The organism is Bacteroides sp. 44_46 (assembly GCF_001915465.1).
Lineage (GTDB): Bacteria > Bacteroidota > Bacteroidia > Bacteroidales > Bacteroidaceae > Bacteroides > Bacteroides clarus.
Genome location: NZ_MNQO01000015.1, coordinates 78,309 through 93,605, shown reverse-complemented (window position 1 = coordinate 93,605; position 15,297 = coordinate 78,309). Strand labels below are relative to the sequence as shown.

Sequence of the window (15,297 nt, the reverse complement as noted above, 5' to 3'; positions counted from 1 at the left end):
CCAAATACGAAAATAAGCTGCACCTCGGCATAAAAAATGAACAAGTTCATTTTATTCTGTTCTCGGTTTGCATTATCTTTGTGGCAAATATAACGAAATTCATGAAGTTTTCTGAACTAAAATTAAACGACAACGTGCTTGAAGCACTGGATGCAATGCGTTTCGACGAGTGCACCCCCATACAAGAAAAATCAATACCAGTTATACTCGAAGGCCGGGATTTGATAGCTGTTGCACAAACCGGAACCGGAAAAACCGCCGCGTACCTGTTGCCCATATTGAACAAGCTTTCGGAAGGCGGGCATCCCGAAGATTCCATCAACTGTATAGTAATGGCACCTACACGGGAGTTGGCGCAACAGATAGACCAGCAAATGGAGGGTTTCTCCTATTTCATGCCGGTGAGCAGCGTGGCTGTGTACGGCGGTAATGACGGAGTGCTTTTCGAGCAGCAAAAAAGAGGTCTGACTTTGGGTGCGGATGTTGTAATCGCAACTCCGGGACGCCTGATAGCGCATCTCAGTCTGGGATATGTAGACCTTTCACGCGTCTCCTACTTCATTCTGGATGAAGCAGACCGCATGCTGGACATGGGATTCTATGATGACATTATGCAGATTGTGAAATACCTGCCTAAAGAACGTCAGACCATTATGTTCTCGGCTACGATGCCTGCCAAGATACAGCAACTGGCGCAGAGTATCCTGAACGATCCGGCAGAAGTGAAACTTGCCGTTTCCAAACCTGCCGAAAAGATTGTGCAGGCCGCTTATGTATGCTATGAGAACCAAAAGTTAGGAATCATCCGCAGTCTTTTCGCCGAGCAGACGCCCGAACGCGTCATTATCTTCGCATCTTCCAAACTGAAGGTGAAAGAAGTAACCAAAGCGCTGAAGCAAATGAAGCTGAACGTCGGGGAAATGCACTCCGACCTCGAGCAGGCGCAGCGCGAGGAAGTAATGTACGAGTTCAAGGCGGGTCGGGTCAATATATTGGTTGCCACCGATATTGTGGCGCGCGGTATCGATATAGACGATATCCGCTTGGTTATCAATTATGATGTGCCGCATGACAGCGAAGACTACGTACACCGCATCGGACGTACGGCACGTGCCAACAATGACGGCGTAGCTCTTACTTTCGTCAACGAAAAGGAACAGACGAACTTCAAGGGCATAGAGAATTTTCTGGAAAAGGAAATCTATAAGATACCGGTGCCGGAAGAATTGGGCGAAGCCCCCGAGTATAAACCGCGCTCCAATGACGGACGCAAACGCAGCAACTTCAAAGGCGGCGGACGCCGGAGTGGCGGAAACGAAAAAAGCGGAAACGGAAAAGGCGGTAACCGGAATAACAACAAACGCAGGGAAGGCGGCAAAAAGCCTGCCCGGGCAAAGAAACAAGAATAAGTAAAAGCGGAATTTATTCCGCTTTTTTTATCTCCGTCCGATTGTCGAATCCGATTGTAATATCCGCCAGACTGTATACGGAACTTTCCGGTACGCGTAAGGTTGCCTGGTATCGGTAGCCTTCGTTGTCAACTCCCATAAAATTCATATCGGCAAGAATCATTTGGCTCAACGTCTCCTCAGGAAAGATACCGGCAAACATTTTCTTGGTAATGTCTTTGCCATACAACATCCGCCTGCCCTCATACACGCAGATATGTATGACATTGTCGTAATAAACATTATCCACACTGATACCACCCTCTGAATAGGACGAGCGGACAACCTTCATCTTCGAGGGATTGATGTACACATATCCCCGGTAGCGTGTACCTTTGTACATTACTACGCTATCCTTTTTCACTACTTCCGTAGTGGGTATGACTTCCACTTCCCTGTTCTCAAAGGCAAGCGCATCTTCGGGACTTTCCGATTTATGCAGCTTTACAATCTCATCCGCCAATGAATGAAACCAAAAGCTGTACTCGGTCTGCCTGTCAATCTTGTAGGTTACGGTATTGCTGCCGTACACATATATCGTATCTCGTATAATCTTAAATGATACGGGGATATTCTGGGGATCGGCATAGTATATGGTGTCTCCTTCTATGCGCATCAAAGGCAGTTCGGTTTCATCATCTATCCAAACGCCTTGAAGCAGAGCCTTGGCCGTAGAGTCCTCTTCGACAGTATTTTGCTCCTTACCATTACCGCATGCAGCCAACACTATGACGCAACACAACTCTATTACGAGTTTTTTCATGTCTGTCTCCTTCCTTTATTTACCTATACAGTGGTAGGTAAATCCAAGTTCTTCTATTTCTTTCTTTTCGTAGATATTGCGACCGTCCAATAATACCGGGGTTCTCATGGCCTTTTTGATGACAGCCCATGACGGCAGGCGGAACTCTTTCCATTCCGTCACCAGCATCAAGGCATCCGCATCGAGTGCGGCATCGTACATGTCGGTAGCGTAGCAGACGCTATCGCCTATCCTACGGCGGCATTCCGTCATGGCGGCCGGATCGTATACGCGCACTTTACAGCCCGCATTCAGCAACTTGTTTATCAGAATCAACGAAGGCGCTTCGCGCATATCGTCTGTTTCCGGCTTGAAAGCCAATCCCCATAAGGCGATTGTCTTATCCTGCAAATCGCCGCTGAAGTGTCGCTGCAGCTTTTCAAATAAGACGCTTTTCTGCTTTTCATTGACCTCCTCCACTGCTTGGAGCACACGCATCCGATAACCGTTCTGTTCGGCGGTCTTGATTAACGCCTTTACGTCTTTCGGGAAACACGAACCGCCATACCCGATGCCCGGATAGAGGAACTTGCGGCCGATACGCGTATCGGAGCCGATGCCGCTGCGCACCATATTGACGTCAGCTCCCACCAGCTCGCACAGATTGGCGATATCGTTCATGAAGCTGATGCGGGTAGCCAGCATGGAATTAGCCGCATACTTTGTCATTTCGGCAGATGGGATATCCATGAAGATGACGCGGAAGTTATTCAGCAAGAACGGTTTGTAGAGCTTGCTCATCAGCTGCTTTGCCCGTTCGGACTCTACTCCCACCACTACCCGGTCGGGGCTCATAAAGTCGGCCACGGCGTTTCCCTCTTTCAGGAATTCGGGGTTGGAAGCAACGTCAAACTCTATTCGTACTCCCCGTTTATCCAGTTCAGCCTGAATCGTCGCACGTACTTTCCCGGCAGTGCCCACCGGAACGGTACTCTTGGTTACCACCAGTACGTATTTCGTCATGTTGCGTCCGATGGTACGCGCCACTTCGAGCACATAACTCAAGTCCGCGCTGCCATCTTCATCGGGCGGAGTACCCACAGCGCTGAATATAACATCTACCTCGTCCAGGCAACTTTCCAAAGAAGTCGTGAATTGCAGGCGTCCCGCTTTCGCGTTCCGGTTTACCATTTCCTCCAGTCCGTTTTCGTAGATTGGAATCACTCCCTGCTTCAGCGCTTCTATCTTTTCGCCGTTCGTATCGACGCAAATAACGTTGACGCCTATTTCTGCAAAACAAGTACCGGTTACTAAGCCGACGTATCCCGTACCGACAATGGCTATTTTCATATCCTATTCAAAATATTCCGCATCTTTGAACGATACGGCATGTCCGTCTTTCTCTGATACTATGAATTGAGATTCCGCAACCGGCCAGTCGATACCGACGGTTTCGTCGTTGAAGCGAATGGAGGCCTCTGCCTGCGGTGCATAGCCGTTATCTACTTTATAAGTGAAGATTGCCTCGTCGCTCAACACCAAAAAGCCATGGGCAAAGCCGCGGGGAATAAAGAACTGACGCTTGTTCTCCTCGCTCAGCTCCACGCTGACGTACTTGCCGAATGTAGGAGACGAACGGCGCAGGTCGACCGCAACATCCAGTACCTTGCCTTTTATGACACGTACCAGTTTGGCCTGACTGTATTCGCCTTTCTGATAATGCAGTCCGCGTAATACACCGAAAGAAGATTTAGACTCGTTGTCCTGTACGAAATGTACATCGCCGATGTTGGCACGGAATTCTTCTTCTTTAAACGCTTCCATAAAGTAGCCGCGCGCGTCATTGAACACTCTCGGTTCGATGATCCATACGCCATCAATTTCTGTTTGTATGTAGTTCATTGCTTTAGAACGATTTATGTATCTTTAATTGAAATCCGAAATTATCTCCGTATATCTCTCCCATGTCCAAGGCAAGAGAAGCGTTGAAGTTCCAGCCTTTCCATCTTTCGGGAGCATAAGAGAACGAGGCGTAGGCCGAAAAGTTCTCCAGAATATCCAGCGTGGGAGCGCCGGGAGTACCCCACGTCCTGTTGTGGCTCATCTTGGCGATGTAGCTCCATTCCGGACTTATCTGTCCGCTCCAGCCGATGTGCAACGCTTTTACACGGTTGTACTTGAAGGTCATGTCGCCGTCTTTATTATAGATGGGCGACGCAATCAACGGATTGGCTATCATCATGCCCCAATGCGCCCAGCCGGGGTAAAGGCTGTTGTTGTAATAGTTGTCGGAGCCGCCTGTTTTGTGCACAGGGCCTTCTTCGGGTTCGTGCAAGCCGTGCAGCGGACCGCTCATGTTGGTAGTCTGCAAAAACTCGAACACAACCGCGTTGACAGGTTTGAAATGGTTGAAACTCATTTCAAGTCCCCACAATCCGTCCCAGCCGTTCTGCTTACCCATGGCGGAAAAGTCGTCGAAGTGGTTGCACAGATATGCGCTGATTGAGAACTTATCGGAACGGTGGGTCAGCCTTATTTGCTCGCTGCCCAGGAAGTTGCCCTGAAAGAAATTGCTGTCGTTCCACGGCTTGTCTTCATCGCCGGCGCCGGGAATAAATACTCTGAAATAATCTTTCAACGTGTTTCCCAGATTGGCTACGTTGCCGTTCGAATCTACTATGCTTCCGCCGAATTGCGTATCGAGCGTCATGCCGATGTCGAGCTGCCATTTTCCGTTAGGCACGCCGACACGGATAAATCCCTCTTTGTGATGATACTTGATGTCTTTTGTGTACCAATGCCCTGCTCCTACTTTGCGCTCCTGGTATTTGTTGTCGGTGAACCATCCGTAAGATATTTCACCTTTGATGGCGAGGCGCGGAAGTATGTAAAGGTATTCGGGGATGCCCACCATGATTTGGGGAATCGGCCTGGCGTTGCCCGACCATGTCATGTCACCGCTGCTCAAAGCGTTGTTCAGCAACGGAGCGCCTTTCTCGCGGCTTCCGGCAAACAGTCCCAGCCACTTGTAACGCGCGTCTATATATGCCTGCTGGATAAAGATGTCCTTGTCGCCTTTGAAGTTCATGCCCACGGCAGCTACCATGTCCAGCTTTTCTTCGAATTTCCACTTGCCGAGCTGATGCTTGTAGCCCAGTCCGCCCCGTATGTATGTATTGTCATAAACAGAGCCGAGCCCCTGTTGGTTGCTTACTTGCCATAAAGGAGTGTTGTCTCCCGTATGCACGGTAGCCCCGTATTCCACGAAAGGAGAAACCTGCGCCGTTGCCATGTTGCCGCCCATGAGAATAAAGGCCAATAAACAGATAGGGATACGCATGATGGTGAATAGTCTGTATCTGGTTAAGTGCTGACAGTTATCTGTGTTCATTTCAAAATATATAATATAGTTTATAGTCCTAATTAAAGAGAGATGTGGAAGACGGTGCAAAAGTAGGAAAAAAATCTAATATATCGGCCATGGGCGATAAAGGAGTTTCCAAAGTTCGCCGTGTTTATAAGTTGTTAATAAGAAAAGCTGTCCGAAAGTGGCGTATATCCGATAAAACCGCTACTTTTGCAACATGATTGAATTAGCGCAGCACATAGAAGTATTGTTATTGGAGAATGATTGTGTCATTGTTCCGGGTTTGGGCGGATTTGTCGCTCATTATACTCCGGCAATGAGAGTGGCGGAAGAAAATACTTTCCTGCCCCCCACCCGTATTATCGGTTTCAATCCGCAGTTGAAGATGAATGACGGACTGCTGGTGCAATCCTATATGGCTGTGTACGGTACGGACTTTTCCGATGCCACCAGGATTGTGGATAAATCGGTGAAAGAGCTGCTGTCGCTTCTCCATGAGAATGGTAAAGCGGATTTGCCCAATATCGGCGAGTTGCGCTACAACATTCACGATGCCTACGATTTCGTGCCGTACGACAATAAGATTACCACTCCTTACTTATATGGGCTCGACAGTTTCGAGATGCAGGAACTGGCCGTTCTGCGTAAGCCTTACGAGAGCAAGACCATTCCTTTCGCACCCGTTGTCCGGGAAGAAAAGAAGCGTAAGTACGAGATTCGTATCAGCCCCTCTTATCTGACCAATGCGGTTGCCATGATTGCCATTGTGGCTCTGTTCTTCTTCTTTTCCGCGCCCATAGAGAATACGGAAGTGGTGGAAGCCAACTATGCCCGTCTGCTGCCCGGTGAGTTATTCGAGCAGATAGAAAAGCAATCGCTGGTTATTACTCCGATTGTCGTTCATCAGCAGGCAGCCGCTAAGAAGGCGAAAGCCTCTCAAACCGGCCTGTCGCAGTCTGCGGGTAAAAAAGTCGTCGCCCCTGTTGCCGTGAAAGAAGTGAAAGTCCGCAGGCAGTCCGCAGCGGCTCCCGTTCAGCCTAAAACGGAAACGACAGCTGCTGTTCCTGTCGTTCAGCCCGCCAAAACGCCTTACCATATCATCATTGCCAGCGTAGGAACCGAAAAGGATGCCGATGCCATGGCGCAGCGGTTGATTGCCAAAGGCCATACCGGCGCCAAAGCGATTATCGGTGACGGCAAAATGCGTGTCAGCATTCAGTCGTGCGCCACAGAAGCGGAAGCTTATCGCGCTTTAAACAAGATTCGTCAGGATGAAGCGTTTCAGAACGCCTGGGTGCTGAAAAGATGACTTTCTCCATAGCGAATTATTAATTACCAACTATCCATCAATTCAATGAAACGTATCCGTTGCCCCAAATGTGAGAACTATCTGACTTTCGACGAAACAAAATACACGGAAGGCCAGTCCTTGGTGTTTGTCTGCGAGAACTGCAAAAAGCAATTCAGCATACGTTTGGGCAAGACGAAAATGAAAGCGCCGCAGAAAGAAGAGAATCCGGACGAGACCGAATACAAGGAAGCTTTCGGAAACATTACGGTCATTGAGAATGTCTTTGGCTTCAAGCAAGTGCTGCCTTTGCAAGAGGGCGACAATAAGATAGGCCGTCGCTGCGTAGGAACGGTTATCAATGTCCCGATAGAAACCTCGGATATGAGCATGGACCGCAACCACTGTGTTATCAACGTGAAACGCAACAAGCAGGGCAAACTCGTTTATACACTGCGTGACGCTCCGAGCCTGACGGGTACTTTCCTTAACAATGAAATTCTGGGCGATAAAGACCGTGTCCGTATTGAGGACGGAGCTATTGTAACCATCGGCGCCACCACCTTCATTCTTCGGGCGGCGGAGTAAGCAGATTGCTTTTTCTGCTTACCCACCAATAGCGTATAAACAATACCCCGGTGGACATGAGTGCAAGCGAAAGCCCGGTATAGAATACCGAAATAAACGCGTCCGGCAATAAATGGAACGAGCGTATCGTAATGCCGAACGTTATCATAAAGACCATTACAATCCAACCTTTTACATCGAAGAAAGAAAAAGGGCAATTCTTCTCTTTCTTTTTTTGTTCGATACGTTTGGTGTGCTTGTAGTAGAGTTTCTTGAAGACCAGCAAAAAGAACAGAAGAAATACAACCGTAGCCTCTCCTATCTTGAACAGCCAATATTGTGAATCCGTCAGCCATGTCACGATTCCTATCCGGAGGATATTGGCTCCGGCTGCCATCCACACGATTCCGGCGGTGATAAGCAATACTTTCCTGTTTACTCCGTATTTCATTTTTCTATATTTGGGTAATCTTACTGATACAGGGAACAAAGATAGGAAAAATATGTTCGCAAATTCATATTGTATACTTCACTGTCTATCAGACCTGTGTATGTACCAGGGAGTTCCTGCCTTTGGTACGTCCCGTACCTCAGCGTGGTACGGCCTGTACCCTACTGTGGTACGACGTGTACCATAGTAAGGTACAAGACGTACCAACGGTTGGTATTCCTTGTACCAACCGTTGGAAATTAAAATATCATGCGGGAGAAAATCGGCGGTTCCGCAGGGAAACGCGGGCGGGATGCCTACCAGTCGTATTCTTCGGTGTATCGGTCGAAAGCGATCTCCTTGTTCCAACCATGTTTCCTGCACACTTGGCGGATACATTCCTGTTGCTTCGGAGTAAGTCCCAACTTTTGATTGCGGTATCGGTAATAGGGAGAATGATTGAAGACGGCTTCCAAATTGAGGTGGATGGCGCGGGAAATGCGTGCGGGCATGTCATCGTACAGGTTTTTGAAACCCCACGCTACCCGTATCTTCTTGTTTGTACGGAAATGCGGGCATTCCTTTCCCGCTTCCGGATAACAGAGGGGATTGATAACGGACAGTCGGATGTTTTTCGCCGTATTGTATTGTGTCATACTGTGTCGCAAGCAGCTTTCGGCCTTAGCGCAGCAGTCGTTGAAGCATAGGGTGTATCGGGCTGCCTGGTTGTTTAAGTCGGAGTTGTTTTCCATTATTTGTTCGGATTTTAATGAATATGTATTATCTGGTAAAGGTACATGAAAAAAGTCGGCCGGGCATCATATAACTACTGTTATATTTAGTGTGGCAGGTATAAAAAACAGGGTAAAACCGAAGTCTTACCCTGTTTTCTTTCGTTATATATCGGTTCTTGTTTAGAGAATACCTTTCACTGTTTCCAGCATACCCTTTTCTTGAATGGAGTTCAAGAAACCGGTAACCATATCCGTTAATCCCGGGATGGTGTTCAAGTCCCCGTGTTCGCCCCAAATAAGGTCTTTGGCTGCCAATACGCCTTCCGCTACTTTGCGGGTGTCGCCTGTCGCCCAAAGGTCTTTCAGTAATTGCATGATTTCGGGAGCGTCGTTCGGAGTGATTTCCGCACCGTCGGCACGCACACCGCCCTTATAATATGTGATGATGGCGGCAAGACCGAGCACGAGTCCTTTCGGAAGTTCGCCTTTGCGTTCCAGATAAGTCTTCAAGCCCGGCAGGTCGCGGGTTTGGTATTTCGGGAAGGAGTTCAGCATGATGCTGGTCACCTGATGTTCTACGTAAGGATTGTCGAAACGTTCCAATACATCGGCGGCGAATTTCTTCAATTCGTCCATGGGCAGATTCAATGTCTGCATCAGTTCGTCGAACTGTACTTTGCGGACGTACTTGCCGATAACAGGGTGGTTACAGGCGTCGCGCACGATGTTTACGCCACTGAGGTAAGCCACCGGAGAAAGCACGGTGTGAGGACCGTTCAGCAAGGTTACCTTTCTTTCGTGGTAAGGAGCCTCGGACTTCACGAAGAGTACGTTCATGCCTGCCTTGTTTGCGGGGAATTCCTCTGCCAACTGGCGGAGAGAGAGGTTCTCGGCAGCTTCGATAACCCACAGATGGAAGATTTCGGCCTGTACAACCAAGTTGTCGGCATAACAGATTTTCTTCTGAATCTGCGCGATTTCCTTACGCGGGAAGCCCGGAACGATACGGTCTACCAGAGTAGCGCATACGTAGCAGTACTTTGTGAACCAGGTCTTGAACTTCTCGTAATCTGCGCCGAAGTCGTCTTTCCACAGTTCGATGTACTGATAGATGCATTCTTTCAGGTGATGGCCGTTCAGGAAAATCAATTCGCAAGGCATGATGATAAGACCTTTGCTCTTGTCGCCCTTGAAAGTTTTGAAACGACGGTACAGAAGCTGAGTCAGTTTGCCCGGATAAGACGATGCGGGAGCGTCGGTGAATTTGCAATTCGGGTCGAATGCAATACCGGCTTCCGTTGTGTTGGAGATAACGAAACGTATCTCGGGCTGGTCGGCAAGCGCCATGAATGCGGAGTTTTGAGAGTACGGATTCAATGCGCGGCTGATACAGTCGATACGCGTGAGGCTGTTGACAGCCTCACCGTTCAGACGGCCTTGCAGATTGACGTGGTAAAGACAGTCCTGGCCGTTCAGCCATTCTGCCATACCTCTTTCTATGGGCTGAACCACTACAACGCTACTGTTGAAGTCGGTTTTCTGATTCATGTTGTAAACAATCCAGTCTACAAATGCACGAAGGAAGTTACCTTCACCGAATTGGATAATTCGCTCGGGAGCAACGGACTTGGGAGCCGTCTGTTTGTTTAATGCTTTCATCTTAAAACTGATTTTAATTATGATTTATGGATTATGATTTAAATTGTACGATGCTTGGGGAACTACTCGAATTCGAAGTAGAAGTCGATGTTTTCTTTCATCAGAACGTCGATGGGCATATACTTTACGGCAGTCACCGGCTTCTTGAATACGATGTGATTGCATAACGCTTTAACGCCGCAATATCCTTGCAATCCGGGGCGTTGTCCGATGAGATAGTTCACCTCGCCGCTTTTCAGGTATTCCACATTCTTTTGAAGCAGGTCGTAACCTACCAGCGCGTCCAGCTTTTGCTTCTTTCTCTGCAAGTAGCCTGCCACTTGATATACGCGAGAGTTGAAGACGGCTCCTAAAGCGACTTTGGGATGTTCGGCAAAGAAAGTATCCAGCTGCTTTTCATTAGCGTCGGTGTTTTCTTTGTGGAGAACAAAGTCGTGTACAATCAGATTCCGGTGCTCGGCGGCAAGGTATTGCATAAAACCTTCCAGGCGGCGTTGCATCTGCACCTCGGCGGGGCTGTTCTTTTGGTTGTTCAGGAAAAGCACCAGCTCCTGGCCTTCCCGGTAACGGCGCATCAGTATCTTGGCCGCAATGTATCCGCTGACCTGAGAGTCCTGGCCTATATAACATAAAGCATGGGTCTGCTCCATGTTGAAGTCGATAAAGGCGTAAGGTATATTCTTGCTTTCCAGATACGATGTCAGTTTCAAAGTATCGTCCTGAAAATTCGGAGCAATCAATACCGCATCGACGGACTCGGATTGAAGCCGCGTGCATGCCTCTTGATAAGAAGGCTTGTTTGCATGGCTGTAAAACAGGTAATCCACGCCTACGTTGAACGGACGCATTTCCTGCGCGGCGCGGTCTATTCCCTGCGCCACGGAATGCCAGTAATCATGCTCTATATAATAAGGTATGATACATACCACATGATAACGCTTTTTGGCCGCCAGACCTATGGCAAACATATTGGGATGATAATCTATTTCATCAAGAACTTTCTGAACCTTTTCTCTGCTTGCGCGGGATACGTCGCCCCGGTTATGGAGCACACGGTCTACAGTTCCGGCAGACACGCCTGCCATACGTGCAATGTCCTTTATCGTATAATTCTTGTTTTCCATTCTCTCCTACCTAAAGGCGTTTAAAGGTCTTACGTTCAAAACTTAAATATTATAAATATTTGCCGCAAAGATACGAATTATTTTGTTTCTCCAAGTAAAATTTCTACTTTTGTGTTCGATAACGGTTAATAAAAGCAAAAAGCCTTATCAGGCCTATCAGCTTTACAATCAATACTATATAGGTGTAATAACAAGAAAGTAATTTTTTTAGATACTTAAAACACAAGAAGATGAAAAACTTTATGGACGAGAACTTCCTGTTGCAGACAGAAACCGCACAGAAGTTGTACCACGAACATGCGGCTAAAATGCCGATTATCGACTATCACTGTCACTTAATTCCACAAATGGTAGCAGACGATTACCAATTCAAGTCACTGACGGAAATCTGGTTGGGTGGCGACCACTACAAATGGCGCGCAATGCGTACCAACGGCGTGGACGAACGTTTCTGCACCGGTAAGGACACCACCGATTGGGAAAAGTTCGAGAAATGGGCGGAAACCGTACCTTATACTTTCCGTAATCCTTTGTACCACTGGACGCACTTGGAATTGAAGACTGCATTCGGCATCGACAAGATTTTGAACCCTAAAACCGCACGTGAAATCTATGACGAATGTAACGAGAAGCTGAAACAACCCGAATACTCGGCTCGCGGCATGATGCGCCGTTATAACGTGGAAGCTGTTTGTACGACCGATGACCCCGTCGATTCACTGGAATATCATATCAAGACCCGTGAAAGCGGCTTTGAAATCAAGATGTTGCCTACTTGGCGTCCCGACAAGGCGATGGCGGTAGAAGTTCCTGCTGATTTCCGCACTTATGTAGAGAAGCTGGCAGAAGTGAGCGGTGTGGCTATTTCTACTTTCGACGATATGATTGCCGCTTTGCGCAAGCGTCATGACTTCTTCGCCGCTCAAGGATGTAAACTGTCCGACCATGGTATCGAAGAATTCTATGCGGAAGATTATACGGATGCGGAAATCAAGGCAATCTTCAATAAAGTGTATGGCGGCGCCGAATTGACCAAGGAAGAAATCCTGAAGTTCAAGTCGGCTATGCTGATTGCCTTTGGTGAAATGGATTGGGAGAAGGGCTGGACACAGCAATTCCACTATGGAGCCATCCGCAACAACAACAGTAAAATGTTCAAGTTGCTCGGCCCTGACACCGGTTTTGACTCTATCGGTGAGTTTACTACCGCTAAAGCAATGGCTAAGTTCCTCGACCGCTTGAATTCGGCAGGCAAACTGACCAAGACCATTCTTTATAATCTGAACCCGTGTGCCAATGAAGTAATCGCTACTATGCTGGGTAACTTCCAGGACGGTACGATTGCCGGTAAGATTCAGTTCGGTTCAGGCTGGTGGTTCCTCGACCAGAAAGACGGTATGGAAAAGCAAATGAACGCACTTTCCGTACTTGGCTTGCTGAGCCGTTTCGTAGGTATGTTGACAGACTCACGTTCTTTCCTCTCCTATCCGCGTCATGAATATTTCCGTCGTACATTGTGTAACCTCGTAGGTCGTGATGTGGAAAACGGCGAAATTCCTGTTGCTGAAATGGAACGCGTAAATCAGATGATTGAAGATATCAGCTACTACAACGCTAAGAAGTTCTTCCAGTTCTAAGACAAGGACGAGATAATTAAAATCAGCCCTTCCACGCTTGATGCTTTATGGCGAGCGTGGAAGGGCTTTTTATTAAATACTGCTGATTTTAGACTTATACTATCTGTCATTCTTCGTTGCGCTCTGAATGACAGGTTACCTTATAAGAGGTATTCCGTTATATCTTTGATGTTCTTTAATTGGATGAAGTTGGGGCTTGTTATGTTTCCGTCATGGGTTTCATATTGCCAGGTAATATGGTAAGGAATGTGGGCGGCATATCCGCCTAACTCCAATACCGGCAGTATATCCGATTTGACGGAGTTTCCCAGCATCAGGAAATTTCGCGGATTGCATTTCATGGTGTCGAGAAGTTTTTGATAATCGGTTTCTTTCTTGTCACTCATTATTTCAACGTGGCAGAAGTACTTCATCAGTCCCGAGCTCATCACCTTTCTTCTTTGGTCGAACAGGTCTCCTTTGGTTGCCAGTACCAGCTTGTATTTTCCTTGCAGTTGGAGTAATACATCTTCTACTCCGTCTAAAAGCGTGACGGGCTTTTGCAGAAGTTCCTGTCCCAATTTGATGATTTCTTCCACGCAATGCATGTTTTCTGTTCCGTCGGTAATCCGGCATGCGGTTTCAATCATACTGAGCATCATGCTTTTCAGACCATATCCATACATGTGCAGGTTCTTCATCTCTGTCTTAAACAGTTCCTGCGAGACTGTTGCCGATGGCTGATATGCTTTTAGCAAATCACAGAACTTACGTTCGAACTCCTGAAAATAAAGCTCATTTTCCCAAAGGGTATCGTCCGCATCGAATGCCACGACTTCTATTTTGTCTGTCATACGTTGTCCGTTTTATTGTTATTGTCTATCTTTGCCGCAAAGATAAGTAATAAAAACGTAATAATTAATCAGTAAAGGATGACTCAATCACCCCAAACTAATGCCAAAGGTTTTAGCAAGGCCTTTTGGGTAAGCAACACGGTAGAACTTTTTGAACGCATGGCGTATTATGCCGTATTTATTGTTCTCACCATTTATCTGTCCAGTATTTTAGGTTTCAATGATTTTGAGGCGAGTATGATTTCCGGTCTGTTCTCGGGCGGGCTGTATCTGCTTCCCATATTTACCGGAGCTTATGCCGATAAGATAGGTTTCCGTAAATCGATGATTATCGCATTCTCTTTGTTGTCTGCGGGTTATTTGGGCTTGGGAGTGTTACCTACCTTGCTGGAAGCAGCCGGACTGGTGGAATATGGCGAAGTGACACGCTTTTCGGGACTGACCGATAGCAGTGAACGCTGAATGATTGTTCCTGTGCTGTTTGTCATCATGCTTGGCGGTTCGTTCATTAAGTCTGTTATTTCCGCATCGGTGGCGAAAGAAACCACCGAAACGACCCGTGCCCGCGGTTATTCCATCTTTTATATGATGGTGAACTTCGGCGCTTTTACAGGAAAGACCATTATCGATCCGTTGCGCGACGCTATCGGCGAGCAGGCTTATATCTATATCAATTTCTTTTCCGCCTCAATGACCATTCTGGCGTTGTTGTCCGTTATTCTTCTGTATAAATCGGCGCATACGGCAGGTGAAGGTAAAAGTATGAGTGAGATAGGACGAGGTTTTCTGCGCATCATCACAAACTGGCGTTTATTGATTCTTATCCTTATTGTAACGGGATTCTGGATGGTGCAACAGCAACTGTACGCCACAATGCCTAAATATGTTATCCGTATGGCCGGCGAAACTGCCAAACCGGGTTGGATAGCCAATGTAAATCCTTTTGTGGTGGTTTGTTGTGTAAGTTTCATCACCAGATGGATGGCGAAACGCACGGCCATTACTTCCATGAATATCGGTATGTTCCTGATTCCTGTTTCTGCATTGCTGATGGCATGCGGAAATCTGTTGGGCAGCGATGTTATTGCGGGAATGAGCAATATTACCTTGATGATGATACTCGGTATTGTGGTACAAGCGTTGGCGGAATGTTTTATTTCTCCGCGATATTTGGAATATTTCTCATTGCAGGCTCCAGAGGGAGAAGAAGGTATGTATCTCGGGTTCAGCCATCTCCATTCTTTTCTGTCATCCATTTTCGGATTTGGCATAGCGGGTGTGTTACTGACCAAATACTGTCCCGATCCGGCTTTGTTTGCAAGTCGGGAAGCTTGGGAAGCGGCCAGTATGAACGCGCATTATATCTGGTATTATTTTGCGGGAATAGGATTGGTGGCCGCCGTAGCTCTGTTGATTTTTGCCAAAACCACCGAATTCATCGACAAAAAGAAGAAAGTATAATCTTTTA

The 15,297-nt window shown here is 47.4% G+C and carries 13 protein-coding genes and 1 pseudogene; 5 read left to right on the top strand and 9 right to left on the bottom strand.

Translation table 11 applies throughout. The annotated features are described in order from the left end of the window. The first annotated feature begins 101 nt into the window (after nucleotides 1-101). Nucleotides 102-1,409 carry a DEAD/DEAH box helicase gene (locus BHV73_RS07545; RefSeq protein ID WP_022219120.1) on the top strand — a complete coding sequence of 436 codons (1,308 nt, stop codon included), beginning with the start codon at nucleotides 102-104 and terminating at the stop codon, nucleotides 1,407-1,409. Between the two features lie 13 nt (nucleotides 1,410-1,422). On the opposite strand, the gene BHV73_RS07540 is transcribed toward BHV73_RS07545, so the two are convergent. From BHV73_RS07540 to BHV73_RS07525, 4 genes are read right to left on the bottom strand one after another with little or no spacing between them, the layout of a single operon-like run. Next, entirely contained in the window at nucleotides 1,423-2,211 is a 789-nt protein-coding gene (locus BHV73_RS07540) for a DUF4738 domain-containing protein (RefSeq protein ID WP_022219121.1), read from the bottom strand. A 15-nt stretch (nucleotides 2,212-2,226) separates the two neighbouring features. Further along, nucleotides 2,227-3,540: a UDP-glucose dehydrogenase family protein gene (locus tag BHV73_RS07535; RefSeq protein WP_009120944.1), complete on the bottom strand. Its 1,314-nt coding sequence runs from the start codon at nucleotides 3,538-3,540 to the stop codon at nucleotides 2,227-2,229. 3 nt (nucleotides 3,541-3,543) lie between these two features. Then, on the bottom strand, nucleotides 3,544-4,092 hold the full coding sequence (gene rfbC, locus BHV73_RS07530; RefSeq protein WP_009120945.1) for a dTDP-4-dehydrorhamnose 3,5-epimerase: 549 nt from the start codon (nucleotides 4,090-4,092) through the stop codon (nucleotides 3,544-3,546). 4 nt (nucleotides 4,093-4,096) lie between these two features. Then, nucleotides 4,097-5,530 carry a capsule assembly Wzi family protein gene (locus tag BHV73_RS07525; protein WP_255380067.1) on the bottom strand — a complete coding sequence of 478 codons (1,434 nt, stop codon included), beginning with the start codon at nucleotides 5,528-5,530 and terminating at the stop codon, nucleotides 4,097-4,099. Nucleotides 5,531-5,774: 244 nt separating this feature from the next. Here BHV73_RS07525 and BHV73_RS07520 point away from each other — a divergent pair, with 244 nt between their 5' ends. Both BHV73_RS07520 and BHV73_RS07515 read left to right on the top strand, forming a co-directional pair. Next, entirely contained in the window at nucleotides 5,775-6,866 is a 1,092-nt protein-coding gene (locus BHV73_RS07520; protein WP_255380063.1) for an HU domain-containing protein, read from the top strand. Between the two features lie 45 nt (nucleotides 6,867-6,911). After that, nucleotides 6,912-7,433 carry an FHA domain-containing protein gene (locus BHV73_RS07515; RefSeq protein WP_009120949.1) on the top strand — a complete coding sequence of 174 codons (522 nt, stop codon included), beginning with the start codon at nucleotides 6,912-6,914 and terminating at the stop codon, nucleotides 7,431-7,433. On the opposite strand, the gene BHV73_RS07510 is transcribed toward BHV73_RS07515, so the two are convergent. The 4 genes from BHV73_RS07510 to BHV73_RS07495 all read right to left on the bottom strand — a co-directional run bounded on the left by BHV73_RS07510 (nucleotide 7,411) and on the right by BHV73_RS07495 (nucleotide 11,359). After that, nucleotides 7,411-7,863 (bottom strand): hypothetical protein, encoded by a 453-nt coding sequence (locus BHV73_RS07510; RefSeq protein ID WP_009120950.1) that lies wholly within the window; start codon nucleotides 7,861-7,863, stop codon nucleotides 7,411-7,413. The genes BHV73_RS07515 and BHV73_RS07510 overlap by 23 nt on opposite strands. A 296-nt stretch (nucleotides 7,864-8,159) precedes the next feature. Further along, nucleotides 8,160-8,594 (bottom strand): DUF6078 family protein, encoded by a 435-nt coding sequence (locus BHV73_RS07505; RefSeq protein ID WP_039950337.1) that lies wholly within the window; start codon nucleotides 8,592-8,594, stop codon nucleotides 8,160-8,162. Between the two features lie 162 nt (nucleotides 8,595-8,756). Next, the gene (locus tag BHV73_RS07500; protein ID WP_009120952.1) at nucleotides 8,757-10,235 is read right to left on the bottom strand and encodes a tagaturonate reductase; all 1,479 of its coding nucleotides are present in this window, start codon (nucleotides 10,233-10,235) and stop codon (nucleotides 8,757-8,759) included. A gap of 62 nt (nucleotides 10,236-10,297) precedes the next feature. Further along, nucleotides 10,298-11,359 carry a LacI family DNA-binding transcriptional regulator gene (locus BHV73_RS07495; protein WP_009120953.1) on the bottom strand — a complete coding sequence of 354 codons (1,062 nt, stop codon included), beginning with the start codon at nucleotides 11,357-11,359 and terminating at the stop codon, nucleotides 10,298-10,300. 230 nt (nucleotides 11,360-11,589) lie between these two features. On the opposite strand from BHV73_RS07495, the gene uxaC reads away from it, so the two are divergent. After that, a complete protein-coding gene (uxaC, locus tag BHV73_RS07490) occupies nucleotides 11,590-12,996 on the top strand; it encodes a glucuronate isomerase (RefSeq protein WP_009120955.1) in 1,407 nt (468 codons plus the stop codon). Between the two features lie 140 nt (nucleotides 12,997-13,136). On the opposite strand, the gene BHV73_RS07485 is transcribed toward uxaC, so the two are convergent. After that, nucleotides 13,137-13,829 carry an HAD family hydrolase gene (locus BHV73_RS07485; RefSeq protein WP_087411947.1) on the bottom strand — a complete coding sequence of 231 codons (693 nt, stop codon included), beginning with the start codon at nucleotides 13,827-13,829 and terminating at the stop codon, nucleotides 13,137-13,139. 78 nt (nucleotides 13,830-13,907) lie between these two features. Here BHV73_RS07485 and BHV73_RS07480 point away from each other — a divergent pair. Continuing rightward, nucleotides 13,908-15,290 (top strand): annotated as a pseudogene (locus BHV73_RS07480) (peptide MFS transporter). Nucleotides 15,291-15,297 lie beyond the last annotated feature (7 nt).

Coding starts and splice junctions, on each gene's coding strand:
- BHV73_RS07510 (WP_009120950.1), bottom strand. CDS start 7,863: ATGAAATACGGAGTAAACAGGAAAGTATTGCTTATCACCGCCGGAATC.
- BHV73_RS07545 (WP_022219120.1), top strand. CDS start 102: ATGAAGTTTTCTGAACTAAAATTAAACGACAACGTGCTTGAAGCACTG.
- BHV73_RS07525 (WP_255380067.1), bottom strand. CDS start 5,530: ATGCGTATCCCTATCTGTTTATTGGCCTTTATTCTCATGGGCGGCAAC.
- BHV73_RS07485 (WP_087411947.1), bottom strand. CDS start 13,829: ATGACAGACAAAATAGAAGTCGTGGCATTCGATGCGGACGATACCCTT.
- uxaC (WP_009120955.1), top strand. CDS start 11,590: ATGAAAAACTTTATGGACGAGAACTTCCTGTTGCAGACAGAAACCGCA.
- rfbC (WP_009120945.1), bottom strand. CDS start 4,092: ATGAACTACATACAAACAGAAATTGATGGCGTATGGATCATCGAACCG.
- BHV73_RS07540 (WP_022219121.1), bottom strand. CDS start 2,211: ATGAAAAAACTCGTAATAGAGTTGTGTTGCGTCATAGTGTTGGCTGCA.
- BHV73_RS07505 (WP_039950337.1), bottom strand. CDS start 8,594: ATGGAAAACAACTCCGACTTAAACAACCAGGCAGCCCGATACACCCTA.
- BHV73_RS07520 (WP_255380063.1), top strand. CDS start 5,775: ATGATTGAATTAGCGCAGCACATAGAAGTATTGTTATTGGAGAATGAT.
- BHV73_RS07495 (WP_009120953.1), bottom strand. CDS start 11,359: ATGGAAAACAAGAATTATACGATAAAGGACATTGCACGTATGGCAGGC.
- BHV73_RS07500 (WP_009120952.1), bottom strand. CDS start 10,235: ATGAAAGCATTAAACAAACAGACGGCTCCCAAGTCCGTTGCTCCCGAG.
- BHV73_RS07515 (WP_009120949.1), top strand. CDS start 6,912: ATGAAACGTATCCGTTGCCCCAAATGTGAGAACTATCTGACTTTCGAC.
- BHV73_RS07535 (WP_009120944.1), bottom strand. CDS start 3,540: ATGAAAATAGCCATTGTCGGTACGGGATACGTCGGCTTAGTAACCGGT.